This window comes from Nocardioides sp. SRI_004 (genome assembly GCF_057586415.1).
Genome location: NZ_JBYCZV010000014.1, coordinates 65,167 through 88,268, shown reverse-complemented (window position 1 = coordinate 88,268; position 23,102 = coordinate 65,167). Strand labels below are relative to the sequence as shown.

General features: G+C 72.6%; 27 protein-coding genes. 10 read left to right on the top strand and 17 right to left on the bottom strand.

Annotation, left to right across the window (positions count from 1 at the left end; genetic code table 11):
* Positions 1 to 33 precede the first annotated feature (33 nt).
* Complete coding sequence (locus tag AC2YHB_RS18705; RefSeq protein WP_242530549.1) at positions 34 to 711, bottom strand: response regulator; 678 nt, start codon at positions 709 to 711, stop codon at positions 34 to 36.
* The gene (locus AC2YHB_RS18700; RefSeq protein ID WP_207009665.1) at positions 708 to 2,384 is read right to left on the bottom strand and encodes a sensor histidine kinase; all 1,677 of its coding nucleotides are present in this window, start codon (positions 2,382 to 2,384) and stop codon (positions 708 to 710) included. The genes AC2YHB_RS18705 and AC2YHB_RS18700 overlap by 4 nt, the downstream gene beginning before the upstream one ends.
* 113 nt (positions 2,385 to 2,497) lie before the next feature.
* Here AC2YHB_RS18700 and AC2YHB_RS18695 point away from each other — a divergent pair, with 113 nt between their 5' ends.
* Genes AC2YHB_RS18695 through AC2YHB_RS18680 form a run of 4 tightly spaced genes read left to right on the top strand, consistent with a single transcriptional unit; the run spans position 2,498 to position 5,929 of the window.
* Positions 2,498 to 3,505: a Bug family tripartite tricarboxylate transporter substrate binding protein gene (locus AC2YHB_RS18695; protein ID WP_487354468.1), complete on the top strand. Its 1,008-nt coding sequence runs from the start codon at positions 2,498 to 2,500 to the stop codon at positions 3,503 to 3,505.
* Complete coding sequence (locus AC2YHB_RS18690) at positions 3,502 to 4,026, top strand: tripartite tricarboxylate transporter TctB family protein (protein ID WP_179650205.1); 525 nt, start codon at positions 3,502 to 3,504, stop codon at positions 4,024 to 4,026. The genes AC2YHB_RS18695 and AC2YHB_RS18690 overlap by 4 nt, the downstream gene beginning before the upstream one ends.
* A complete protein-coding gene (locus AC2YHB_RS18685) occupies positions 4,026 to 5,540 on the top strand; it encodes a tripartite tricarboxylate transporter permease (RefSeq protein ID WP_487354467.1) in 1,515 nt (504 codons plus the stop codon). Before AC2YHB_RS18690 ends, AC2YHB_RS18685 begins: the two co-directional genes overlap by 1 nt.
* Positions 5,537 to 5,929 (top strand): universal stress protein, encoded by a 393-nt coding sequence (locus tag AC2YHB_RS18680; RefSeq protein WP_487354466.1) that lies wholly within the window; start codon positions 5,537 to 5,539, stop codon positions 5,927 to 5,929. The genes AC2YHB_RS18685 and AC2YHB_RS18680 overlap by 4 nt, the downstream gene beginning before the upstream one ends.
* A gap of 9 nt (positions 5,930 to 5,938) precedes the next feature.
* Here AC2YHB_RS18680 and AC2YHB_RS18675 read toward each other — a convergent pair whose 3' ends face one another.
* From AC2YHB_RS18675 to AC2YHB_RS18665, 3 genes are read right to left on the bottom strand one after another with little or no spacing between them, the layout of a single operon-like run.
* Positions 5,939 to 6,532, bottom strand: coding sequence for a DUF2017 domain-containing protein (locus AC2YHB_RS18675; protein WP_036540748.1), 594 nt, complete (start codon positions 6,530 to 6,532; stop codon positions 5,939 to 5,941).
* A 41-nt stretch (positions 6,533 to 6,573) separates the two neighbouring features.
* Complete coding sequence (clpS, locus tag AC2YHB_RS18670; protein ID WP_036540746.1) at positions 6,574 to 6,882, bottom strand: ATP-dependent Clp protease adapter ClpS; 309 nt, start codon at positions 6,880 to 6,882, stop codon at positions 6,574 to 6,576.
* A 31-nt stretch (positions 6,883 to 6,913) separates the two neighbouring features.
* A complete protein-coding gene (locus AC2YHB_RS18665) occupies positions 6,914 to 7,456 on the bottom strand; it encodes a DUF1697 domain-containing protein (protein WP_179650199.1) in 543 nt (180 codons plus the stop codon).
* A gap of 68 nt (positions 7,457 to 7,524) precedes the next feature.
* On the opposite strand from AC2YHB_RS18665, the gene AC2YHB_RS18660 reads away from it, so the two are divergent.
* Both AC2YHB_RS18660 and AC2YHB_RS18655 read left to right on the top strand, forming a co-directional pair.
* A complete protein-coding gene (locus tag AC2YHB_RS18660) occupies positions 7,525 to 7,971 on the top strand; it encodes a MarR family winged helix-turn-helix transcriptional regulator (RefSeq protein ID WP_487354465.1) in 447 nt (148 codons plus the stop codon).
* Positions 7,968 to 9,230, top strand: coding sequence for an MFS transporter (locus AC2YHB_RS18655; RefSeq protein WP_487354464.1), 1,263 nt, complete (start codon positions 7,968 to 7,970; stop codon positions 9,228 to 9,230). Before AC2YHB_RS18660 ends, AC2YHB_RS18655 begins: the two co-directional genes overlap by 4 nt.
* Here AC2YHB_RS18655 and AC2YHB_RS18650 read toward each other — a convergent pair whose 3' ends face one another.
* A complete protein-coding gene (locus AC2YHB_RS18650; protein WP_036540738.1) occupies positions 9,231 to 9,695 on the bottom strand; it encodes a PaaI family thioesterase in 465 nt (154 codons plus the stop codon).
* A gap of 64 nt (positions 9,696 to 9,759) precedes the next feature.
* On the opposite strand from AC2YHB_RS18650, the gene AC2YHB_RS18645 reads away from it, so the two are divergent.
* Complete coding sequence (locus tag AC2YHB_RS18645) at positions 9,760 to 10,254, top strand: winged helix-turn-helix transcriptional regulator (RefSeq protein WP_036540735.1); 495 nt, start codon at positions 9,760 to 9,762, stop codon at positions 10,252 to 10,254.
* Positions 10,255 to 10,264: 10 nt separating this feature from the next.
* On the opposite strand, the gene AC2YHB_RS18640 is transcribed toward AC2YHB_RS18645, so the two are convergent.
* From AC2YHB_RS18640 to AC2YHB_RS18615, 6 genes are all read right to left on the bottom strand, one after another.
* A complete protein-coding gene (locus AC2YHB_RS18640) occupies positions 10,265 to 12,037 on the bottom strand; it encodes a DEAD/DEAH box helicase (RefSeq protein ID WP_036540733.1) in 1,773 nt (590 codons plus the stop codon).
* Positions 12,034 to 12,291 (bottom strand): DUF3039 domain-containing protein, encoded by a 258-nt coding sequence (locus tag AC2YHB_RS18635; RefSeq protein ID WP_036541073.1) that lies wholly within the window; start codon positions 12,289 to 12,291, stop codon positions 12,034 to 12,036. Before AC2YHB_RS18635 ends, AC2YHB_RS18640 begins: the two co-directional genes overlap by 4 nt.
* A gap of 18 nt (positions 12,292 to 12,309) precedes the next feature.
* Entirely contained in the window at positions 12,310 to 13,791 is a 1,482-nt protein-coding gene (locus AC2YHB_RS18630) for an MFS transporter (RefSeq protein ID WP_487354463.1), read from the bottom strand.
* Positions 13,788 to 14,348 (bottom strand): TetR/AcrR family transcriptional regulator, encoded by a 561-nt coding sequence (locus tag AC2YHB_RS18625; RefSeq protein WP_487354462.1) that lies wholly within the window; start codon positions 14,346 to 14,348, stop codon positions 13,788 to 13,790. Before AC2YHB_RS18625 ends, AC2YHB_RS18630 begins: the two co-directional genes overlap by 4 nt.
* 56 nt (positions 14,349 to 14,404) lie before the next feature.
* Complete coding sequence (locus AC2YHB_RS18620) at positions 14,405 to 14,986, bottom strand: YqgE/AlgH family protein (RefSeq protein WP_036540725.1); 582 nt, start codon at positions 14,984 to 14,986, stop codon at positions 14,405 to 14,407.
* A 121-nt stretch (positions 14,987 to 15,107) separates the two neighbouring features.
* On the bottom strand, positions 15,108 to 15,656 hold the full coding sequence (locus AC2YHB_RS18615) for a hypothetical protein (RefSeq protein WP_179650193.1): 549 nt from the start codon (positions 15,654 to 15,656) through the stop codon (positions 15,108 to 15,110).
* A 192-nt stretch (positions 15,657 to 15,848) separates the two neighbouring features.
* Here AC2YHB_RS18615 and AC2YHB_RS18610 point away from each other — a divergent pair, with 192 nt between their 5' ends.
* Positions 15,849 to 16,565 carry a TetR/AcrR family transcriptional regulator gene (locus tag AC2YHB_RS18610; RefSeq protein WP_051931376.1) on the top strand — a complete coding sequence of 239 codons (717 nt, stop codon included), beginning with the start codon at positions 15,849 to 15,851 and terminating at the stop codon, positions 16,563 to 16,565.
* A gap of 68 nt (positions 16,566 to 16,633) precedes the next feature.
* Here AC2YHB_RS18610 and AC2YHB_RS18605 read toward each other — a convergent pair whose 3' ends face one another.
* From AC2YHB_RS18605 to AC2YHB_RS18585, 5 genes are all read right to left on the bottom strand, one after another.
* Complete coding sequence (locus tag AC2YHB_RS18605; RefSeq protein ID WP_487354461.1) at positions 16,634 to 17,677, bottom strand: DUF3048 domain-containing protein; 1,044 nt, start codon at positions 17,675 to 17,677, stop codon at positions 16,634 to 16,636.
* 88 nt (positions 17,678 to 17,765) lie between these two features.
* Entirely contained in the window at positions 17,766 to 18,536 is a 771-nt protein-coding gene (locus AC2YHB_RS18600) for an SDR family NAD(P)-dependent oxidoreductase (protein ID WP_487354460.1), read from the bottom strand.
* A 40-nt stretch (positions 18,537 to 18,576) separates the two neighbouring features.
* On the bottom strand, positions 18,577 to 18,990 hold the full coding sequence (locus AC2YHB_RS18595; RefSeq protein WP_487354459.1) for an HIT family protein: 414 nt from the start codon (positions 18,988 to 18,990) through the stop codon (positions 18,577 to 18,579).
* A 9-nt stretch (positions 18,991 to 18,999) separates the two neighbouring features.
* The gene (locus AC2YHB_RS18590; protein ID WP_051931372.1) at positions 19,000 to 20,337 is read right to left on the bottom strand and encodes a M15 family metallopeptidase; all 1,338 of its coding nucleotides are present in this window, start codon (positions 20,335 to 20,337) and stop codon (positions 19,000 to 19,002) included.
* A 37-nt stretch (positions 20,338 to 20,374) separates the two neighbouring features.
* Positions 20,375 to 21,517 (bottom strand): glycerophosphodiester phosphodiesterase, encoded by a 1,143-nt coding sequence (locus tag AC2YHB_RS18585; protein WP_487354458.1) that lies wholly within the window; start codon positions 21,515 to 21,517, stop codon positions 20,375 to 20,377.
* Positions 21,518 to 21,643: 126 nt separating this feature from the next.
* Here AC2YHB_RS18585 and AC2YHB_RS18580 point away from each other — a divergent pair, with 126 nt between their 5' ends.
* Positions 21,644 to 22,411 carry a thioesterase family protein gene (locus AC2YHB_RS18580; protein ID WP_036540715.1) on the top strand — a complete coding sequence of 256 codons (768 nt, stop codon included), beginning with the start codon at positions 21,644 to 21,646 and terminating at the stop codon, positions 22,409 to 22,411.
* A 31-nt stretch (positions 22,412 to 22,442) separates the two neighbouring features.
* The gene (locus tag AC2YHB_RS18575) at positions 22,443 to 23,102 is read left to right on the top strand and encodes an SDR family oxidoreductase (protein WP_487354457.1); all 660 of its coding nucleotides are present in this window, start codon (positions 22,443 to 22,445) and stop codon (positions 23,100 to 23,102) included.

Here is a 23,102-nt window from a genome sequence, read left to right as displayed (position 1 = left end):
GCCTGCTCAGGCAAGCCTAAGCCCGCTGTCGGCTCACCTGACCACCCGGTACCGCCGTTCGGGACGTCCAGTCCCCCCGTACTGCAACCGGACCTCGGCCGCGCCGGTGTCGACGAAGTGCTCGAGATAGCGCCGGGCCGTGACCCGCGACAGGCCGACCGCCTCGGCGGCCTCCGACGCCGAGATCTCGCCGGTCCCGCGCGCCGCCTCGAGCACGAGGTCCGCGGTCTCCGGGCTCAGCCCCTTCGGCAGCACAGCGGGTACGTCGACCGGCCGGCCCGTGCCGAAGGCCTGGTCGATCGTGGCCTGGTCCACCTCGTCGGCCAGGCTGGCCAGGGTCACCGCGACCCGGCGCAGGCGGTCGGCCAGGTCGTCGTACTCGAAGGGCTTGACGAGGTACTGCAACGCGCCGCCGTGCAGCGCGGAGCGGACGGCGGCGGCGCCGCGCTCGGCGGTCACCATCACGACGGCGACGTCCTGGCCGCGCCCGCGCAGCTGCTCGAGGACCTCCAGGCCGGACAGGTCGGGCAGGTGCACGTCGAGCAGCAGCAGGTCGGGGTGCAGGGAGTCGACGAGCTCGAGCGCCTCGGCGCCGGTCCGGGCGGTGCCGACGACCTCGAAGCCGTCGGTCTGCTCGACGAAGCGGCCGTGGATCCGGGCGACCATGAAGTCGTCGTCGACGACGAGGACGCGGAGGTCGGGGCTGCTCACGGTCGCCCATCCTGACGGACCGCGCCGCCGACGGGCAGCACCACCCGGAACTCGGCGCCCCCGCCGCCGTCCGCCTCGGCGTCATCGACGACGACCTCGCCACCGCGCTGGGTGCAGATCAGCCGGACGAGCGGCAGGCCGATCCCGCGCCCGCCGAGCACCTCCCCCTTCGTCGACCAGCCGCGCACGAACACCGCGTCGCGCAGGTCGGCCGGGACGCCCGGGCCGTTGTCGCGGACCCGGACGTGGACGGCGTCGTCGTCGGCGTGGATCCACAGCTCCACGGCCGGCTCGGCCCCGCCGGCCGACGCGTCGACGGCGTTGTCGACGAGGTTGCCGACGACGGTCGTCAGGTCGGCGGCGAGGTCGGGCGCGAGCGCGGGCAGGCGGGACCCGGGGTCGAGCTCGAGGGTGACGCCGCGCTCCTCGGCGACCGCGTGCTTGGCGACGACGAGCGCGGCGACGGCGGGGTCGGCGAGGCGCTTCGCGACGTGCTCCCCCACCTCCGCCCGGTGCCGGGTGAGGGTGCCGACCAGGGTCGCCACCTCGTCGTACTCACCGAGCTGGACCAGCCCGGAGATCGTGTGGAGGCGGTTGTCGAACTCGTGGGTCTGCGCGCGCAGCGTGTCGGTGATCGACAGGTTGGAGCTCAGCTGGCTCTGCAGCGAGACCAGCTCGGTGCGGTCGCGCAGGGTGGTGACCGTGCCGATGCCGCGCCCGCCGGTCGAGGCCCTCCCCCTGTTGAAGACGACGACCCGGTGGCCGACGAGGGCCAGCGCGTCACGGGCGTCCGCACCGCCCTCGCCGGTCAGGAGCGCGACCACGTGCGGGTCGAGGCCGAGCGCGTCGACGGGCCGGCCGACCGGGTCGGGGGCGTCCTCGAGGCCCAGCGTGGCGCGGGCGGCGTCGTTCATGACCGTGACCCGGCCGTCGGTGCCGACCCCCACGACACCCTCGCGGATCGCGTGCAGGAGCGCCTCGCGCTGGTCGGCCAGGTTGGCGAGCTCGGTCGTGCCGAGGCCCCGCGTCGAGCGTCGTACGACGCGGGAGACGACCCACGTGCCGGCGAGGCCGAGAACCGCGCCGAGCCCCAGGAACAGCCCCAGCTCCGGGGCCGCCTCGGAGAGCTGGTCGGCCACGGACGGGTAGGCCACCTCGGCGACGACCGCACCCACCGCGCCGTTGTCGCCGCGGGCGTCCGAGATGACCGGCGCGTACGCCGCCACCCGGCGCTCGCCGCCCGGCTCGACGTCGGCCGTGCCGCTGCGACCGTTGCGCACCTCGCCCCCACCGAGGTCGGCCCGCTCCCCCACGCGGCTCGCGTCGGTCGCGGCGAGGACGGTGCCGTCCGGACCGAGGACCAGCACGTCGGTGGCGCCCGACAGGCGCACCCCCCGCTCGGCGTACGACGTCAGGTCGGCCGCCACCTGCCAGCGCTCCGCGCCGTCACGCACCTCCTCGAGCCGGGTCCGCACGAGGTCCTGCACGGCGACGTACTCGGCGACCGAGGCCATCTGGTCGCCGCGTTCCTCGGCGAAGTCGGCGTTGGACTGGCGGATGCTCAGCACGCCGACCGCGACGAGGAGCACCACGATCACGACGAGCTGGAGCAGGAGGACCTTGGCGGCGAGCGTCAGCTCGCCGCTCCGCCACCTCAGGAGGCGCGCGACCACAACGACCACAACCTCCTTTGCGTCCGCAAGCGTGACGGCCGCCACACCCGGTGGACATGCTGGCACGGATCGCACGTGACGACGGTCACGACCCAACCCGCACGGAGGTTCCCATGCACCCGAGCCGAGCGAGGCGCCCCTTCGCGGGGCGGACCCTCGTCGCTCTCATCGCCGCGCTCGCGCTCCTCGCCCTGGCCAGTGGCTGCGGCGTCACCCGGGGCTCGGACGACCCGAACAACCGGCGGCTGCGGATGATGATCCCCAACAGCGTCGGCGGCGGCTACGACCTCACCGGCCGCGCCGCTGCGCGGGCGATGCAGGACAACGACCTGACCGGCCGCTTCAAGATCACCAACGTCCAGGGCGCGAGCGGCACCGTCGCCATGCAGCGCCTCCTCAACGAGGAGGGCGCGGACGACCTGATGATGCTGATGGGCCTGGGCGTCGTGGGCGCGGTCTACACCAACAAGTCCGAGGCCAAGCCGCTGAAGATGACCCCGATCGCCCGGCTGGTCGAGGAGCAGGAGGGCATCCTCGTGCCCGCCGACTCCCCCTTCGAGACGCTCGACGACCTCGTCGCCGCGTGGAAGAAGGACCCGGCCGGTCTCACCGTCGGCGGCGGCTCCGGCAACGGCGGCCCCGACCACCTCTTCCCGATGCAGCTCGCCGACACCATCGGCGTCGACCCGAAGAAGGTCAACTACATCTCGTACGACGGCGGCGGCCCGCTCACGACCGCGCTCCTCGGCGCCAAGATCGACGTCGGCATGTCCGGACTGGGCGAGTTCGAGGACCAGATCAAGGACGGCAAGCTGCGCGTCCTCGCGGTCTCCGGCGAGGAGCGGCTCGACACCGTCGACGCCCCGACGCTGACCGAGTCCGGCGTCGACCTCGTCTTCACCAACTGGCGCGGTGTCCTCGCGCCGCCCGGCATCTCCGAGGAGCAGCGGGACTACCTCACCGGCCTGCTCAAGAAGATGCACACCACCGAGGAGTGGAAGCAAGCGCTGGCCGCCAACGGCTGGACCGACAACTTCGCCACGGGCGAGGAGTTCGAGGACTTCCTCGCCGAGCAGGACGCCCGCGTCGCCGACACCCTGAAGGAGCTGGGACTGGCATGACCACCACCACCGAAGCACCGGCGGGCACCCCGCCGGCCACCCTCGTCGACAGGGCGCAGTACGGCCTCGCCGGCTTCCTCGTCGTCGTCGGCGGCTACGTCCTGTACGACGCCTGGAGCCTCGAGCCTGCGTTCGCCGACCAGCCGGTCCAGCCCTACGCCATCCCGTACGTCGTCGGCGCGGGCTTGGTCGTCCTCGGCATCCTGCTCGGGATCGCCACCGCGCGCGGCGACCGGCCGGAGGCCGAGGAGGGCGAGGACATCGACCTCACCCAGGGCACCGACGTCCGCACCGTCGCGCTGCTCGCCGGCGTGCTCGTCGTCAACATCGCGCTGATCGACCTCCTCGGGTGGGCGATCACCGGCGCCCTGCTCTTCGCCGGGTCGGCGTTCGCCCTCGGCAGCCGCACCTGGGTCCGTGACCTCGCCGTCGGCGCCGCCCTCTCGGTCGGCACCTGGTACGGCTTCTACGTCGGCCTCGGCATCCCGATCCCCGCCGGCATCCTGGACGGAGTCCTCTGATGGACCTGCTGCTCGAAGGCTTCCAGACCGCGCTCACGCCGGAGAACCTCTTCTTCGCCGCCATCGGCGTGCTGCTCGGCACCGCGGTCGGCGTGCTGCCCGGCATCGGCCCGGCCATGACCCTGGCCCTGCTGCTCCCCGTCACCTACACGGTCGGCGCGGACAGCGCGATCATCATGTTCGCCGGCATCTACTACGGCGGCATGTACGGCGGGTCGACGACCTCGATCCTGCTCAACACCCCCGGCGAGTCCTCATCGGTGATCACCGCGATCGAGGGCAACAAGATGGCCAAGGCCGGCCGGGCCGCCCAGGCCCTCGCCACCGCTGCGATCGGCTCGTTCGTGGCCGGCACCATCGCGACGGTCGCGCTGTGGATCGTCGCCCCGACCGTCGCCGACCTCGTCGTCACGCTCGGCTCTCCGTCGTACTTCGCGCTGATGCTGCTCGCACTCTTCGCCGTGACGGCCGTGCTGGGCTCGTCGAAGCTGCGCGGCTTCATCGCGCTCTTCCTGGGCCTGACCCTCGGCCTCGTCGGCACCAACACCGGCCAGGCCCGGCTCACCTTCGGGGACCCGCTGCTCGCCGACGGCATCGACATCGTCGTGGTCGCGGTGGCCGTCTTCGCGATCGGCGAGGCGCTGTGGGTCGCGGCCCACCTGCGTCGCAAGCCGCTGGAGATCATCCCCGTCGGCCAGCCCTGGATGAGCAAGGAGGACTGGCGGCGCTCGTGGAAGCCGTGGCTGCGCGGCACCGCCTTCGGCTTCCCGTTCGGCGCCCTGCCCGCCGGTGGCGCGGAGATCCCGACCTTCCTGTCGTACGCGACGGAGAAGAAGCTGACGAAGCACCCGGAGGAGTTCGGCAAGGGCGCCATCGAGGGCGTCGCCGGCCCGGAGGCCGCCAACAACGCATCGGCCGCCGGCACGCTAGTGCCGCTGCTCGCGCTCGGCCTCCCGACCACCGCGACCGCCGCGATCATGCTGGTCGCCCTGCAGGGCTACGGCTTCAACACCGGCCCGACGCTGATGGACGAGCACCCCGACCTAGTCTGGGCCCTGCTCGCGAGCCTGCTGGTCGCCAACTGCCTCCTGCTGCTGATCAACCTGCCGCTGGCCCCGATCTGGGCGAAGCTGCTGCGGATCCCGCGGCCCTACCTCTACGCCGGCATCCTCTTCTTCGCCTCGCTTGGCGCTTACAGCGTGAACTTCCAGGCCTTCGACCTGGCGCTGCTGCTGGGCATCGGCCTGCTGGGCTTCGCGATGCGCCGCTTCGGGGTCCCGGTGCTGCCGCTGCTCATCGGCGTCATCCTCGGCCCGAAGCTCGAGGAGCAGCTCACCACCGCGCTGAAGATCTCGCAGGGCGACGTCAGCACCCTGTGGAGCGAGCCCGTCGCCGTCGTCGTGTACGCCGTGATGGGGCTCCTGCTCCTCGCGATGGCCGTCCGCGGCGTCCGCAGGCCCGCAGCCGCGGAGATGAACCCCACCGACAACGAGAAGGAGCTGGTCGAGCGATGAGCATCGTGGTCGCCTACAGCGCGGACCGCTACGGCGAGGCCGCCCTCACCCACGCCGCGGAGCAGGCCCGCAAGGAGCGCACCCGGCTGGTCGTGGTCAACGCGACGCTGGGCAACAAGCTGGTCGACGACCGCTTCGCCCACGACGCGGACATCACCGCGCTGCAGGAGAGGCTCGCCGCGGAGGGGCTGGAGGTCGTCGTACGCCACGACCTGGTGGACGACGTCGCCGACGCGGTGATCGCGGCGGCCGACGAGGAGCGGGCCACCCTCATCGTGGTCGGCATCCGGCACCGCTCGCCGGTCGGCAAGCTGCTGCTCGGCAGCGTCGCCCAGCGGATCATCCTCGAGGCGCACTGCCCGGTGCTGGCGGTGAAGCCCGCCGCCTGACCGCTGGGGTCAGTGCACCGATCGGACGAGGGTCTCCTGCAGGAAGCCCAGCCACTCGTAGATGTGGTGGGCCTGCGCACGGGGATCCTCGTCCGGCAGCGAGTACCAGTAGTCCTCGTCGCCCTCCTCGACCTCCAGCCGGGTGCCCAGCGCCAGGCGGAGGTCGGTGAGGCTGCGCAGCCAGACCAGGGCGGTCTCGTCGTCGAGCTCGACGTCGATGACCATGTCCTCGTCGGTCGGCTCGGTCGGCAGCCCCGCCTCCTCGAGCACGTCGATGACGGTGCCGGCGGCGCGTGCCTTGCCGTCGCGCAGGCCGCCCTCGGTGAACCGCCGGAACTCTGCTGCCGACTCGTCGTCGCCGCGGTAGGCGTTGGGGAAGAGCCGGCGCAGCACCGGGTCCTCGGGCTCGGTGGTCGGGCCGGAGAAGTCGAGGAGCGCCTCGAGCGGGTCGCGCTCGGTGACGACGACGGCCGACTCGTTGTGCAGCAGCTCGACGAGCTGCGCGGCCAGGGAGCGCAGCAGGTCGGCCTCGAAGACCGAGAAGGTCGCGATGGCGCGCTTGCTGCGGCGGTGCCGGACGAAGCCGGTCGTGGAGGAGGTCACGGACAGTCCCTTGTCATTCGGCCGTTGTCATTCGGCCGTGGTCACTCGGCCTTGGAGAGGGTCGCCCAGAGCCCGTACTCGTGCATCGCCTGAACGTCGCGCTCCATCTCCTCGCGGCTGCCGCTGCTGACGACCGAGCGTCCGTCCTCGTGGACCTCCATCATCAGCTTCTCGGCCTTCTTCTTGCCGTAGCCGAAGTGCTTCTGGAAGACGAAGGTGACATAGGACATCAGGTTGACGGGGTCGTTCCACACCAGCGTCACCCAGGGGGTGTCCGCCAGCGTGATCTCGTCCGGGGTGAGGTCCTTCTGGACTCCCGGATCGACCTTCTCCGGGCTGGCAGTCGTCACGGCTCCATGGTGGCACAGGGCCTCGCGTCGTTCACGAGCACCACTTGTCGGCGAGCGTGGTGACGACGTTGAAGTTGCGGTTGGTGGCCACGACCCCCAGCGACTTCTCCACCCGGTAGGGGTCGACGCCGCCGGCCTCGTAGCCCGGCCCGAGCAGGATGTGGGCGGCCCGGCCGCGCACGACGACCTCGTTGACCGCGTCGCTGCGCTCCTCGACGGCCCTCGCCAGCGCCGGGTCCGGCTCGTCCTTGAGCAGGTAGACGTAGTGCCGCTCCAGGTCCGGGCGCGCACCGGTCAGCTCGCGCGCGTCGTCGGCGATCGCGACCAGCTCGGCGGGCGCGAACACGATGGTCGGTACGACGAAGCCGGCCTGCTCCTCGTAGGCCGCCTCCAGCGCCGACTCGACCTTCGCCCGCGAGCGCAGGCTCGTCGTGAGCAGCACGTTGCCGGTGTTGATGTGCGTCTCCACGTCCGTGCCGCCGGCCGCCTCGGTGGCGGTGACGATGTCGGCCTTGGGGAACTTGCGCTTGGCCCCGAGGTTGATGGCCCGCAGGAACGCGACGTACTTCGGCATGGCCCCAGTGTGGCGTGCCCCACGGACACTCGACTTTTACATAGGTTTCCGATGTATAGTCGGCGGACGTGAGCACGCCCGACACTGCCGCCCTCAGCAGCGACCTCACCGTGTACGCCGCCCGCCTCGTCCGGCTGGTCCGCCGCAGCCACGCCCCCTCGGCCGGCGTGCGCGTGCTGTCGATCCTCGACGAGCTCGGCCCGCAGTCGGTGACCGCGCTGGCCCAGGCAGACCGCTGCTCGCAGCCGACGATGACCGGCCAGGTCAGCCAGCTCACCGACCAGGGCTGGGTGGCGAAGACGCCGAACCCGGCGGACGCCCGCAGCAGCTTGGTCACCCTCACCGACGCGGGCCGCGCCGAGCTGCGTCGGGTGCGCGCACTGAGCGCCTCGCTCGTGGCCGAGCGGCTCGCCCGGCACCCCGACCTCTCCGCCGACGACCTCGCGACCGCCGTGGCCGTGCTCCGGGCCGTCGTCGACCCCAGCAGCAGCACCAGCACGGAAGGAAGCATGTGACCGCCACCGCCCACCCCACCACCGAGGAGACCGCCACCGGAGGCTCGTTCCTCCACCAGCCGCGCGCCGTCTGGGCCGTCGCCTTCGCCTGCGTCATCGCCTTCATGGGCATCGGCCTCGTCGACCCGATCCTCAAGGAGATCGCCGCGAAGCTCGAGGCGAGCCCGAGCCAGGTCTCCTTGCTGTTCACCAGCTACATGGCCGTGATGGGCGTCGCGATGCTCGTCACCGGCGTGGTCTCGACCCGGATCGGCGCCAAGAGGACCCTCCTGCTGGGGCTCTTCCTCATCATCATGTTCGCCGGGCTGGCGGGGCTGTCCGGCTCGGTCGGCGCCGTCATCGGCTTCCGCGCCGGCTGGGGCCTGGGCAACGCCCTGTTCATCGCGACCGCACTGTCGACGATCGTCAGCGCGTCGAGGGGCTCCCTGGCGCAGGCGATCATCCTGTTCGAGGCCGCCCTCGGCCTGGGCATCGCGTCCGGCCCGCTCGTCGGCGGCCTGCTCGGCGAGCAGTCGTGGCGCGGCCCGTTCTTCGGGGTCTCGGTGCTGATGACCATCGCCCTCGTCGCCACCGCGGTCTTCCTGCCGGCCACCCCGCCGGCGGCCCGTCGCACGACTTTGGCGGACCCGTTCAAGGCCTTGGCGCACCCCGCGCTCGCGATCATGGCCGCGGTCGCGGTCTGCTACAACCTGGGCTTCTTCTCGCTGCTCGCGGCGGGCCCGTTCGCGCTGCCGGAGGCCGGGATCATGGAGATCGGCTGGATCTTCTTCGGCTGGGGCGTGCTGCTCGCGGTCGCGTCCGTCGCGCTCGCCCCGTGGGTGCAGCGCCGCGTCGGCACCGTGCCCGCGCTGGTCGGCGCCCTCGCGCTCTTCGCGCTCGACCTGCTCCTCATGGCGCTCGGCGCGGACACCAGCAGCGTCGTCATCGTCGGCATCGTCGTCGCCGGCGCCTTCCTCGGCGTCATCAACACGCTGGTCACCGAGGCCGTCATGGGCGCGGCACCGGTCGAGCGGCCGGTCGCGTCGGCGGCGTACTCGTTCGTGCGGTTCACCGGCGGCGCCGTCGGCCCGTACGTGGCGCTCAAGCTCGCCGAGCACCAGGGCTCGGCCGCGCCGTTCTGGTTCGGCGGGATCGCCGTCGCGGTCGGCGTCGTGGTGATGCTGGCCGGCGGCCGGACCATCGCGACCGCCCTGCACGGCGCCCCGGCCCCGCACTCCGCCGAGGAGGCGGAGGCCGAGGCGCTGGGCGACCTCAGCTGATCACGCGATGATCAGGCACGAGCTCGAGGCGTAGGCCACCAGCTGGCCGCGGCCGTCGTACAGCTTCGCCTCGGCGAGGGCGGTACGGCGGCCGCGCTGCATCACCGTGCCGACGGCGCGCAGCCGGCCGGAGTCGACGGTGACCGCCTTGAGGAACTTCACCGTGAGGTCCAGCGAGGTGTAGGCCTCCCCCACCGCGAGGGTCGAGTGGACCGCGCACCCGCAGGCGGAGTCGAGCAGGGTCGCGAAGACGCCGCCGTGCATGCTGCCGATCGGGTTGTAGTGGCGCAGCTCGGGGTCGAGCTCGAAGATCGCGGTGCCGCGCTCGGGCACCTCGAAGCCCACGAAGCCGAGGGTCTCCGCGATCGGCGCCGGCGGCAGGTGGCCGTCGAGGATCGCGTGCAGCTGCTCGAAGCCGTCGAGCGTGCTCGGGTCGAGCTGGGTCTGGATCGCGGACTCAGTCATGGCCCCATCGTCGCGGGCCACGCTGGGTCTGTCAATGAGACCTAGGGGCGCCTATGCTGGCCCCATGAGCACCGTGGCCACCTCGCCGCCGGCACTCGCCTGGTCGGTCGACAACTGCACCCTCGGCCGGGCGATGGCGATCCTCGGCGAGCGCTGGACGGTGGTCGTGCTGCGCGAGGTCTTCCTCGGCGTACGACGCTTCGACGACATCCGCCGCCACTCCGGCATCCCCCGCCAGGTGCTCTCCAACCGGCTCGCCTCGCTGGTCGAGGAGGGCATCCTGCGCCGCGAGCCCTACCAGCAGGAGGGCTCCCGGGTCCGGCACGAGTACCGCCTGACCGACAAGGGCCTCGAGCTGCAGCCGATCCTGCTCGCGATCAGCCACTGGGGCGACCGCCACCTCGCCGACCCCGGCGGCCCGCCGACCGTCTTCGTGCACCGCGGCGAGTGCGCGGAGCCGGTCCACGTCGAGGTCCGCTGCGCCGCCGGCCACCACGTCGACGACCCCCGCCACGTCGCCACCCGCCCCGGCCCGGGCGTCCGCCCCTTCGAGGGCTGACCCGGGACCTTCAGGAGGTCTTGCGGACCGACCACTCCCGGATCCGGTCGATCCGCTTCTGCAGCTGCTCAGCGTTGGCGACGGCCGCGGCCGGTCCCCCGCACTCCTTGCGGAGCGCGGCGTGGGTGATGCCGTGCGCCTGCCCGGTGCGGTGGTTCCACGAGGCGACCAGCCCGTTGAGCTCGCGGCGCAGGACGGCGAGGTGCTCGTGGGTGGTGACGTCGGCGAGCGTGTCCGCGGGGCGCGCCTCCTCGACCTCCACCGCCTTCGACCGGGTACGACGCCGGTCCTCCTGCCGCTGCCGCAGCAGGCTCCGCATCTGGTCGGGCTCGAGCAGGCCCGGGATGCCGAGGAAGTCCATCTCCTCCTCGGAGCCCACGTGGACCTCGCCCTCGTGGCCGAACTGAGCGCCGTCGTACAGCGCGTGGTCGAAGCGGGCCTCGGACCCGAGCGCCTCGAAGGGCACGGCGTCGAGCTCGTCGGAGGCGGCGTCGCCGGCGTTGGCCTGGTTCATCAGGTCTTCCTCGGCGGCGAAGATGTCGCCGTCGTTGTTGACCTTGCGCTTCAGGACGTGGTCGCGCTGGGCCTCGAGCTCCGCGGCGAAGGTCAGCAGGTTGGGGACCGACGGCAGGAAGACCGACGCGATCTCGCCGCGGGTCCGGGCACGCACGAAGCGGCCGACGGCCTGGGCGAAGAAGAGCGGCGTCGAGGTGGTGGTCGCCCACACGCCGACCGCCAGGCGCGGGACGTCGACGCCCTCGGACACCATCCGGACCGCGACCATCCAGCGGCTGTCGTCGGCGCTGAACGCGGAGATCTTCTTCGACGCGGCCTTCTCGTCCGACAGGACGACCGTCACGGACTCGCCGGTGATCTGCTTGAGCAGCTTGGCGTAGGCGCGTGCGCTGTCCTGGTCGGTGGCGATGACCAGGCCGCCCGCGTCGGGGACGTGGCGGCGTACCTCGGAGAGGCGCTTGTCGGCCGCGGCGAGCACCGACGGCATCCACGAGCCCTTCGGGTCGAGGGCCGTGCGCAGCGCCTGCGAGGTCATGTCCTTGGTCAGTGGCTCGCCGAGCGAGGCGGCGACCTCGTCGCCGGCGCGGGTGCGCCAGCTCATCTGCCCGGAGTACGCCAGGAAGAGCACGGGGCGCACGACGTGGTCCTTGAGCGCCTCGGCGTAGCCGTAGGTGTAGTCGGCGACCGAGGTCGGGACGCCGTCCTCGCCGGGGGCGTAGGTGACGAACGGGATCGGGTTGATGTCGGAGCGGAAGGGCGTGCCGGTCAGCGCCAGCCGGCGGGCGGCGGGCTCGAACGCCTCGCGGACACCCTCGCCCCAGCTCAGCGAGTCACCGGCGTGGTGCACCTCGTCGAGGATGACCAGCGTCCGGAACCGCTCGGTGCGGATGCGCATCGCGAGCGGGTTGACGCCCACACCCGCATAGGTGACGGCGACGCCGACGAAGTCGCTGGCGATCTTGCCGGCGCCCGCGGAGTACGTCGGGTCGACCGGGATCCCCGCGCGGGCGGCCGCCTCGGCCCACTGCAGCTTCAGGTGCTCCGTGGGCGCGACGATGACGAGCCGGTCGACGATGCGGCGGCCGAGCAGCTCGGCGGCCACGGTCAGCGCGAACGTGGTCTTGCCGGCGCCGGGCGTCGCGACGGCGAGGAAGTCCCGGGGGTTGCGGGCGAGGTAGTCCTGGAGCGCGGCGGACTGCCAGGCACGCAGCGACGGCGCCGTGCCCCAGGCTGCCCGCTCCGGCCAGGCCGGACCGAGCGACGTCATGCGTCCGGACCAGACCCTTCGTCGTCCGACATGCTCTCCCAGATCTCCTTGCAGTCCGGGCAGACCGGGAACTTCTCCGGCGCGCGGCTGGGCACCCAGACCTTGCCGCAGAGGGCCACCACGGGGGTGCCCATGACCATCGCCTCGGTGAGCTTGTCCTTGTCCACGTAGTGCGAGAAACGCTCGTGGTCGCCCTCGTCGGTCGGGACGGTACGGCGGTCCTCGCGGACATCCGTTTCTGTCGAGAAGCCGATCGTGGTCACCAGGACACTCTAGTGGCTCACCGCGACATCGACGTCCTCCGGCAGGCCCCTCCACACGATCGCCGCGACGACCAGCGTGATCACCGCGCCTGCCAGTCCGACGGCTCCGAACGCGTCGGTGTACGCCGCCAGCGCGGACGGCTCGACCGGCGTCCCGAGCGCCCCCGACAGCGACTCGACCGCCTCGGCCGGCGCCCCGGCCGGGAGCCCGGCCCGGTAGACCAGGCCGGCGAGGCTGCCCAGCAGCGCGACGCCCAGGACTCCCCCGACCTCGTAGGACATCTCCTCGACCGCGGCCGCGGATCCCGCCTGGTGCGCGGGCGCGGCCCCCATGATCAGCGCCGACGCCAGCCCGAGCGCGGCGGTGCCGAAGCCGACCAGCAACAGGGCCACCGCGACCCCGGCGTACGGCATCGGGCGCGGCAGGACGCCGAGCACGAGCAGGCCGAGCGCGAGGACGAGCAGCCCGGCGACGACGACCCTGCGGGCACCGAGGCGCGCGGCGACGGCCGGCGCGAGCGGAGGGCCGACCAGTCCGCCCAGGGCCATCGGCAGCAGTGCTACCCCGGCGACGAGCGGCGACCACCCCTGGACCAGCTGCAGCCACTGCGAGCCGACGAAGAGCAGCGCGATCATCGCCGTGCTGCTCGCCAGCGCCGTGAGGACACCGGCCCGGAAGACCGGGTCGGCGAAGAGGCCGACCGCGAGCATCGGGTCGTCCTGGCGCAGGCAGCGCCGGACGAAGGCCACCAGCAGCGCCACCCCGGCCACGAGGGCCAGCACCGCCGAGGGCTCGACGCCCTCCTTGCCGAGGTGCTTGACGCCGTACACGGCCGCGACCATGCCGCCCACCGACAACAGGACGCCGGCGGCGTCGACGACGCCCGGGCGGTCCGAGCGACTCTCGGGGAGCAGGGCACGGCCGGCGACGAAGGCGACGACCATGAGCGGCACGTTGACGAGGAAGGCCGCGTGCCAGCTGAAGGCGCTGACCAGCGCACCGCCGACGATCGGTCCGACGGCGCCACCGACGGCGGCCGTGGACGCCCACAGGCCGAGCGCGAACGCGCGCTCGCGGGCGTCGGGGAACAGCGCGCGGATGAGCGAGAGCGTCGCCGGCATGATCATCGCGCCGCCGACGCCGAGCAGCGCGCGGAGGGCGATGACGTCGCCCGCGGAGCGGGCGAACAGGGCGGCGAACGAGGCGAGGGCGAAGATCGCGAAACCGGTCACCAGCATCCGGCGGCGGCCCCAGCGGTCGGCCAGCGCCGCGACGGGGATCAGCAGACCGGCGAGGACCAGCGAGTAGACGTCGACGACCCACAGCTGCGCGAGCGCGCCGGCTCCGAGGTCGGCGGTCAGCTCCGGCAGCGCCACGTTGAGGACGGTCATGTCCATGACCACGACCAGCAGGCTCGCCGCGAGCACGGCGAGGCCCGCCCACCGGCGACGGCTCGCCGCCGGTGTCGGTGTCGGCGCTACGGCGGTCATCGGGCCACACCTCCCTCGAGGAAGGTCGAGAGCACGAGGTCGGCGGCATCCCGACGGGCCACGTCGCCCGCGACCAGTGCGTCGCGGATCGCGATGAGCAGCCCGCAGACCGTGTGCCCCAGCCAACGGGCCGGGACGTCGGCGCGCAGCACTCCCGCGGCCTGCGCGGCGGCGTAGAGGGCGACTTCCCGGGCGAAGCAGACGTCCGCCCTGGCCTTGAGCTCGGCATCGTTGAGCACGGTGACGTCGGTCAGAGCGATGCCGAAGTCCTCGGTGTCCGCCACGAACTGGCGCAGCAGCTCCTCGAGGCAGGCCCGGATCCGGGTGGGGTCGCCCGACGCGATCGCCCCCTCGACGTCGGCCAGCCCCAGGCTCTCCGACCAGCGGTCGAGCGAGCGGCCGCCGATCTCCCGGAGCAGCTCCTCGCGGCTGGCGAAGTGGCGGTGCACGGTCGCGCGGCCCACGCCGGCGGCGGTGGCGATCTGCGCCATGGACGCGGTGGGGTCGGTGGTGAGCAGGCGCTGGGCGGCGCTGAGCACGGTGTCCCGGGTGGACATGGGAAGCCTCCTATTGTGAGACTTCACTGTCTCACACGAGACATCAATGTCTCAAGTCAGTTCAGCTCCGGGTCGGCCGGCCGGGTGGCGTGCATCGCGAGGTCGCCGGGCTGGCGGCGCAGCACCTGCCGGCGCAGGTCGGGGACCTCGCCGGCGAACACGTCGTCGACGAGCCCCGGGACGACGTACCAGCTGCCCTCGGCGACCTCGGCCTGCAGCTGGCCGGCGCCCCAGCCGGCGTAGCCGGCGAAGATCCGCAGCCGGTCGACCGTGCCGTCGACCAGCTCGCGCGGGGTGTCGAGGTCGAGCAGGCCGATCCGGCCCCACATCGCCTTGAAGCCGGCGGAGTCGAGGCCGTCGGGCGAGGCCAGCGCCACTGCGAGGGCACCGTCGGTGGAGACCGGGCCGCCCTGGAAGAGCACCTCCGGCTCGTCGACGACGTCTCCCCACTCCCCCAGCACCTCCGAGACGGGCAGGGCCGAGGGCCGGTTGAGGACGACGCCGAGCGCGCCCTCGTCGTTCACGTCGAGCAGCAGCACCACCGTGTCGACGAAGTTGGGGTCCAGCAGCGCCGGACTGGCCAGGAGCAGGCTCCCGACCGCGATCTCCCCCGTGCCGTGGCCGGTTGCGCTCGACATGTCCCCATCATCCCACCTCGACCCACGCGGCGCCGGTATCCGGACACGGAGCGACCCCGGACCCGACGCGTTGGGAGGGAGGGTGCGTCAGGTCCGGGGTCGGACTCGGCGGGGGGTTCGGTCAGGCGGCGAGCACCGCGCGCAGGCGCTCGAGGAGCGAGCCCCGCACCTCCGGCTCCTCGTAGGCGGCGTCCGGCGTGATCACCGGGATGCCGCGGTGGAGCAGGCGGGCCCGCTCCTCGAGGTCGGCGCCGATGCGCAGCGCGGCCTCCTCGCTCAGCAGGCTGGAGCGGCCGGCCATCACGGCCAGCAGGTAGTGCTCCTTGTCCGCGGCGGTCGCCATGGCCCGGGCCATCGCGTCGTCGAGCGGGTTGGTGCGGTAGTTGTCGATGATCATCCGCACACCGGCGAGCTCGTGCGCGGTGTTGCTCCAGGCGACGGTGACGGCCTCGTCGAGGTCGACCGGCTGGTGGGCCAGCATCTGCTCGATGTTGCCGGACAGGCGGGTGTGCCACTTGAGCGTGAGCGCGGCGAGCAGGTCGAGCTCGTCGCGGAAGGTCTCCGCGACGCCGGCGACGTCCATGGGCAGGACGCCGTCACGGCGGACGGAGGACGTGTTGATGACGGCGCGGAGGGTCTCGCCCCGGTTGTGGTAGGCCTTCCAGGTCATGGTCAGCTCCTTGCTTCTCGGCGGCTGCCAGGCCTCGGGAGGGAAGACTGGGGGTACCTGACATACCGCTGGTACGTACTACGAGTATGGCGCAGACCGGGGGTATGCCAAACGGCACGACACCGTGATCCCGCCCACCTCCGGGGGTGACCGGTGTCACGATCCGGAATGCGGGTTGCCTATGCTGAACCGGTGGCAAAGGCGTCCGTCTCCAAGCTGGTCCCCAAGGTTCCGGGGGTCGCGGGAGCGACCCGGAGGGCGGCGTACTCCGCCTCCACCAAGCGGGCCCTGGTCGACGTCGCCGAGAAGCTCTTCGCCGAGAAGGGGTACGCCGCCACCTCGCTGGACGCCATCGTCGCCGGCGCGCGGGTGACCAAGGGCGCGCTCTACCACCACTACTCCGGCAAGCAGGCGCTCTTCGAGGCCGTCTTCGAGCGGGTCGAGCAGGAGTCGGCGAAGCGGATCCAGAAGGCCCTGCGCAACGAGAAGGACCCGTGGCGCAAGGCGACCGAGGGCCTGCGCTCCTTCCTCCAGGTGGTGCAGGAGATGCGCTACCGACGGATCGTCATCCAGGACGGCCCGGCCGTGCTGGGCTACGAGCGGTTCCGCGAGCAGGAGGAGCGCTCGACGTACGCGAACATCGTCGAGATCGTCCGCGCCACGCTCGACGCCGGCTCCTGGGAGCTCGACGAGCCGATGCTGCAGACCTTCTCGCGCATCTTCTTCGGCGCGATGTCGTCGGCCGGCGAGTCCGTCGCCACCTCCGACGACCCGGAGGCGGCGGCGCGGCGCGTCGAGAACGCCATCGGCTTCCTCCTCGCCGGCGTGCAGAGCCTCGTGGAGAAGGGCATCGACATGCCCAGTGCCTTCGACACCGTCGAGCTGCCCGAGGCCGACGAGAGCGACTGAGCCGCCGGAAATGGCCGACCGGCCGGCCCCTGGCGGGGCCGACCGGTCAGCGCGGGCTCAAGGACGGCTCACTTGCCGTAGGTGACCCCACCGGTCGCCGCGGCGCCCTTGCCGGGCACCAGCTCGAGCCAGGTGCGCCCGACCGGGATGTCGAGCTCCTTGCCGTCGGCATCCTTGAAGGTGATCTCGGCGCCCTCGTCGGCCTTCTCCCAGGTCGCCTCGACGACCTCGCCGTCGTGGAAGATCAGCGCCTTGCCGCTGCCCTCGAAGTGGGAGACCGGGACCGGGTTGCCGGCCGGGTCGGAGTAGGGCGCGAGCGTCGTGCGCACGGTGGCCGCGATGACGGTGTCCGGGGTGAAGACGTCGCCCTGCGGCATGTAGCCGTTCTGCAGGACGTACTTCCCGCCCTCGAACTTCCAGTGCGACGTCCGGGAGCCGGAGAGCTTGACGTCGATCGTGGTCGCCGGCTTGCCGGCGGGGAGCGCCTCGTCGCCGAAGGGCAGGTAGTCGGCGGGACGCGCGGGGTCCTGCTTCGCGTCGGCGCCGATCTTCTTCAGGTTGGCCATCACGCTGTGCAGCGAGTCGTGGGTGCCGTCGCTGACCCGCACGACGTGCGGGTTGTTCATGTCGAGGAACTTGATGCCGGCCTTCCGCAGGCCGTCGAGCGTGACCGGCGCCGCACCCGAGGTGACGATCGAGGCACCGAGCGGCTTGGCGATGCCGATGTCGGTCAGCCGCATCGAGCGGACCGGGCCGACCTGCTTGGGCAGGTTCTCGTAGTAGAAGACCGCAAGGCGCGTGATGCCGCCCTCGACCAGCTCCTCCACCACGAGGTCGGCCTTGCCGACACCGATCTGCGGGTTGCTGTCCTGGGAGTTGTCGATCTTGACGATGTACGCCGGGTGGGTGAGCTCCGCCGAGGCGCCGCCCTTGGTCAGCTCACCCGTCAGCGGCCAGGTGGCCGGCTCCTCGGGCGCCTGGCTCTGCGACGGGGTCTCGTCGCTCTTGGGCTTGTCGGCGGAGTCGTCGTCTCCCCCGCCGCATCCGGCGAGCACGAGGCTCATCACGACGAGCGAGGCGGGCAGGGCAGATCGCAGAGTCTTCACACGCACCCGACCAGTCTGGCCCAGAGGCCCCGAGGACGACGGAGCCGCCCCCGCGTGTCGCGGGAGCGGCTCCATGTGCTGCATTGCAGGGTGCTCAGGTTCCGAGGCTGATCCCGCCGTCGACGTAGAGCGTCTGGCCGGTGATGTACGACGACTCGTCGGCCGACAGGAAGGTGACCGCGGCCGCGATGTCGTCGGGCAGGCCGACGCGGCGGACCGGGTTCGCCTCCGCGTTGAGGCGGCGGAACTCGTCGACGTCCATCTTCAGCCGGGCCGCGGTGGCGTCGGTCATCTCGGTCGCGATGAAGCCCGGCGCGACCGCGTTGACGTTGATCCCGAACGGGCCCAGCTCGATGCCCAGAGTGCGGGTGAAGCCCTGCACGCCCATCTTCGCGGCCGAGTAGTTGGCCTGCCCCCGGTTGCCCAGCGCCGAGATCGAGGAGATGTTCACGACCTTGCCGTACTTCTGCTCCACGAAGTGCTTCTGCGCGGCCTTGGTCATCAAGAAAGCACCCTTGAGGTGCACCCCCATCACCAGGTCCCAGTCCTCCTCGGTCATCTTGAAGAGAAGGTTGTCGCGGGTGATGCCCGCGTTGTTCACCAGGATGTGGATCCCACCCAGCTCGGTGACGACCCGCTCGACGGCGGCGTCGACCGACGCGCCGTCGGAGACGTTGGCGCCCACGCCGATCGCCTTCGCGCCCTCGGTGAGCGGCAGCTTCGCGGCGGCCTCCGCGGCCGCGGTCTCGTCGAGGTCGACGATCGCGACCGACGCGCCCTCCTCCGCGAAGCGGGTGGCGGTGCCGAACCCGATCCCGCGCGCTGCTCCGGTGATGACGGCGACTCGCCCGTCGAAACGACCCATGGGTGCTGACCTCTCAACTCGGTACACGATCGGCGGCAGCCTACGCGGAGAGCGCCGCCCGCAGGCGGGCGGCATACTCCGCGGACTCCCCGTCGGCGTACGTGTGGCGGGGCCAGAAGAAGCCGCGCAGCCCGTCGCCCTTCGTCCGCGGCACGACGTGCAGGTGCAGGTGCGGGACGGACTGGCTGACGACGTTGTTCATCGCGACGAAGCTGCCCTGCGCGGCGAGGCCCTCGACGACGGCGGTGGCGAGGCGCTGGGCGGCGGCGAGGAAGCCGTCGCGCTCGCTCGCCGGGAGGTCGGGCAGCGTGACCACGTGCTCGCGGGGCACGAGCAGGACGTGGCCCTTGAACACCGGGCGCCGGTCGAGGAAGGCCAGGAACCCCGGCTCGTCGAGGACGACGTCGGCCTCGGCGTCGCCGGCGACGATCGCGCAGAAGATGCAGTCCGCCACGACGTCAGGCTAGTGACAGACCACGTCCGCGCAACCGGGTACGACGACCGGTCGGCCACCCGGGGGCACGGCGTCGAAGTGCTGGCTGTCCGACGTGCCGTAGGTCCAGCGCAGGCCGCGGGCGCGCATGATCGCCACGACGGCGTGGCTGCGGCTGCGCCAGGCGGCGCGGGGATGCGAGCGCGAAGGCCACCACGAGTTCGGCTCCCAGCCCTGGCGCGACAGGTAGGGGTTCTCCCAGGTGTTCAGGTCCAGCGCCCGTCCGTAGGTGTGCGGGCTGCGGACGCCGGGCCGGCCGACGACCCACCGGCAGTTGAAGGCCGAGGTGTTTCCGGCGGCCATCGACCGGTAGTCGTCGGCCCCCTGCAGCCGCTTCGACCAGCCGAACCGGTCGACCCGGTACATCGAGCGGATCGGCAGGCCCGCGCGGTACATGTCGGCGAGGGCGCCGGCCATCTGCCGGACGACCGACGCGGCCGCGACCAGCTCCCCGCGGCGGCGGTAGCCGGCGTAGTCCCAGTAGTTGATCCGCAGCAGGCGCAGGCCCGAGCGGCCGACCGGGCAGCCGCGGTGCCAGCTGCGCCCGACCATGGAGCGCCAGACCCGGTCCGGGATCCGGTAGATCGCGGCGTTCGCACCGGCGCCGGTGGCCCGGGGTGCGGCGGGCAGCGCGACCCGCGGACGCGGCGCCGCCTCCGGCAACGCGACCGGGCGTCCCGGCGGCAGGTTGTCGACGGCCAGCCGGGCGCTGACCGAGGAGGCCGCCCACGGCTGCGCGGGGCTGGCCACCCGCCAGGTGCTGTCGCTGCGAGGCGTGACCGAGGTGGTCGCCGTACCGGTCGCGCCCAGGGTGAGGGTGCGGGCCGTGCTCCACGATCCCGCCACGATGCGCTGCAGCAGGACCGGGCCGGGGACCGCCGTCCCCTCCGCCGTCCGTCGTACGACGGTCAACGTGATCGACCGCTCGTCGACGACCTGCCGGGGGCCGGTCAGCGTGGTGGTCGTGCCGATCGCGCGCAGCGGCAGCCGGAGCTCTCCCGTGGCACCGGCGGCGGTGGCGCGGACCAGGTTGCGCGCGGGCACCCGCAGCACGCGCACCGGCGTGGTCACGGTGCCGTCCTCACCGGCGACGAAGGAGCCTGCGGGCTGCCAGTCCGTGCCGTCGAAGCGCTCGAGGACCACCGCGGCGCCGGGCGGCGCACCGGCGATCGTCAACGGGGTGTCGCGGTCGGCGTACTGCGCGGGAGCGGTGAGCGTCAGCCCGTCCGCGGCGCCAGCCGGTGGCGGCGCCAGGAGTCCGGCAGCGAGCACGACGGCGAGAAATGCCAGCAGGGGGCCCAGGCGCATGTCGCCATGGTGCCCCCTGCCGGGCGAAGAAGACGCCTCAGTCGTTGTCGGCCACCCACGCGTCGCGGGCGGCGACCGCGATGTCGGCGTTGTCGGAGAAGAGCGCGTCGACCCCGGCGTCGAGGAAGGCGTCGATCTCGCCGGCGAGGTCGCCCTTCGCATTCGGGTCGGTGCCGATGCGGTGGTTCGTCGGCAGGAACTGGTTCTCGACACGCATCGTCCAGGTGACGACCTCGAGCCCGGCGGCGTGGGCGTCGGCCACGACCGCGCTCGGCGTACCGATGGCGCCGGAGGCGTCCCGCGGCAGGATCAGGCTCTTGTTCGGGGCGACCCAGTCGGCGTAGGTCGCGACCTCGGCGAGCCCGGCCGGCTTCACCAGGTCGGCGTAGGTCGTGGTCGAGCCGGCGGCCTTGAGGTCGTACGGCGCCCCGGCGGCGTCGACCAGCTGAGCCAGCGGGACCCGGGTCAGCGTGTCGAGCTGGCGCAGGTTGCCGGTCTCGAAGGACTGGATGACGACCCTGGCGTTGGCGCGGTCGAGGCCGTTGCGGCGCAGGGCGCGCACCAGCGGCTCCTCGAGCGAGAGCCCGATCGAGTCGAAGTAGGTGGGGTGCTTGGTCTCCGGCGCGATGCCGATGGTCCGGCCGGTGCGGCCCGACTCACGCTTCGCGAGCTGGATGACCTCATCCAGGGTCGGGATCTCGAACCGGCCGTCGTAGGCGGTGTTGTCCGGGCGGACCTGGGGCAGCCGCTCCTTGGCGCGCAGCGTCTTGAGCTCGGCGAGGGTGAAGTCCTCGGTGAACCAGCCCGTGACCGTGACGCCGTCGATGACCTTCGTCGCGCGGCGCCCGGCGAACTCCGGGTGCGCGGCGACGTCGGTGGTGCCGCTGATCTCGTTCTCGTGCCGGGCGACGAGGACGCCGTCCTTGGTCGAGACCAGGTCGGGCTCGATGTAGTCGGCGCCCATCCGGATCGCGAGGCGGTAGGCCGCGAGCGTGTGCTCGGGCCGGTAGCCGGACGCGCCCCGGTGGGCGAACACGAGCGGGGTGGTCTCGTCGGCGGCCGGCTTGCCGTGGCCGGCCGGCGCGGCCTCGGCGGGGACGGTGGCGGCGCCGAGCGTGACGGCGGCCGAGGTGGCGAGGGCCAGCAGGGTCCTCGGGAGGAGGGTGGTGTTCCGGGTCATGGGGGCCACCCGACCAGCCGCAGGTGGCGGCGCGGTGGGCCGGAGGTGAACTGGGCGCGCCGATCAAGTGGCCCGCCCCTCCGATCGGGGGTACGACGCCCGACCGGCCCCCGGGACAATGGGCCCGTGGCGTACTGGCACCGGACCGCACCGCACACCTTCACCCCCACCGAGCACGTGGGCGGGGCGTGGGACCTCGCGACCCAGCACATCGCGCCCGCGCTCGGCGTGCTGGCGCACGAGGTGGAGACCGACCGGGACCGGCGCCGCCAGGACGGTCTCGTGGTCAGCCGGCTGTCCTACGACATCTTCGGCACCGTGCCGATCGAGCCGATCGACGTGTCCGTCGAGGTGCTGCGGCCGGGCCGCACGATCGAGCTGGTGCAGGCGACCGCGTCGCACGGTGGCCGCACGGTCGTCGTACTCAGGGCGTGGCTGGCGGAGCCCTACGACACGACCCCGCTCGCCGGGACCGACCTGCCCTCCATCCCGTCCGCCGACGAGATGGAGCCGTGGGACATGGCCGGCCTGTGGCGGGGCGGGTTCATCGCGTCGCTCGAGGTCCGCCGCAAGGAGCTCGGTCCCGGCCGGTCGATGGTCTGGGTCCGCACGCCGCACGCGCTGGTCGCCGACGAGCCGGTCAGCCGGCTGGCCGCGGTCGCGGGGCTGGTCGACGTCACGAACGGCATCGCGGTGCGCGCCGACCCCGGCGAGGTGGCCTTCCCCAACCTCGACCTGACCGCCCACTTCCTGCACGCCCCGGCCGAGGGCTGGCTCGGGCTCGACACGACCCAGTCGTACGGCCCCGGCGGCATCGGCGTCACCAGCTCGAAGATGCACGACGAGGACGGGCCGCTCGGCACGATCGCGCAGACCCTGACGGTGCGCCCGTAGGGGCCGTGGGGGTCGCACGTAGATTGGGTGCATGCTCGTCGCCATCGTCGGAGGCAACGGCCAGATCGCCCGGCTGCTGCACCCCCTCGTCGTCGCCCAGGGCCACACGCCCGTCGCGCTCGTCCGCTCGGAGGAGCAGCGCGCCGCGCTGGAGGAGCTCGGGGCGGAGGTGCGCCTGCTCGACATCGAGAACGCCGGCGTCGACGACTTCGCCGCGGCCTTCGAGGGCTGCTCCGCCGTCGTGTTCAGCGCGGGCGGCGGACCCGACGGCAACATCGAGCGCAAGCGCACCGTCGACCTCGAGGGCTCGCTGAAGTCGATCGAGGCGGCGACCCGTCTGGGCATCCGCCGCTTCGTGCAGGTCTCCGCGATCGACGTCGACGAGCCGGTCGCTCCCGATGCGGGCGAGGTCTGGGCGGCGTACGTCGCGGCCAAGCGCGACTCCGACGCGGCCCTGCGCGCGAGCCACCTCGCCTGGACGATCCTGCGTCCGGGCCGGCTCACCGACGACCCGGCGACCGGGCACGTGGCGATCGGACCGGACGTCCCGCGCGGCCCGGTGACCCGGGCCGACGTGGCCGCCGTCCTCGCGGCCGTGCTCGACCGTCCCGACACGGTCGGCCAGCAGTGGAACCTGGTGGGCGGCGACGTCCCGCTCGACGAAGCGCTGGACGCCGCCGCCCGAGCCTAG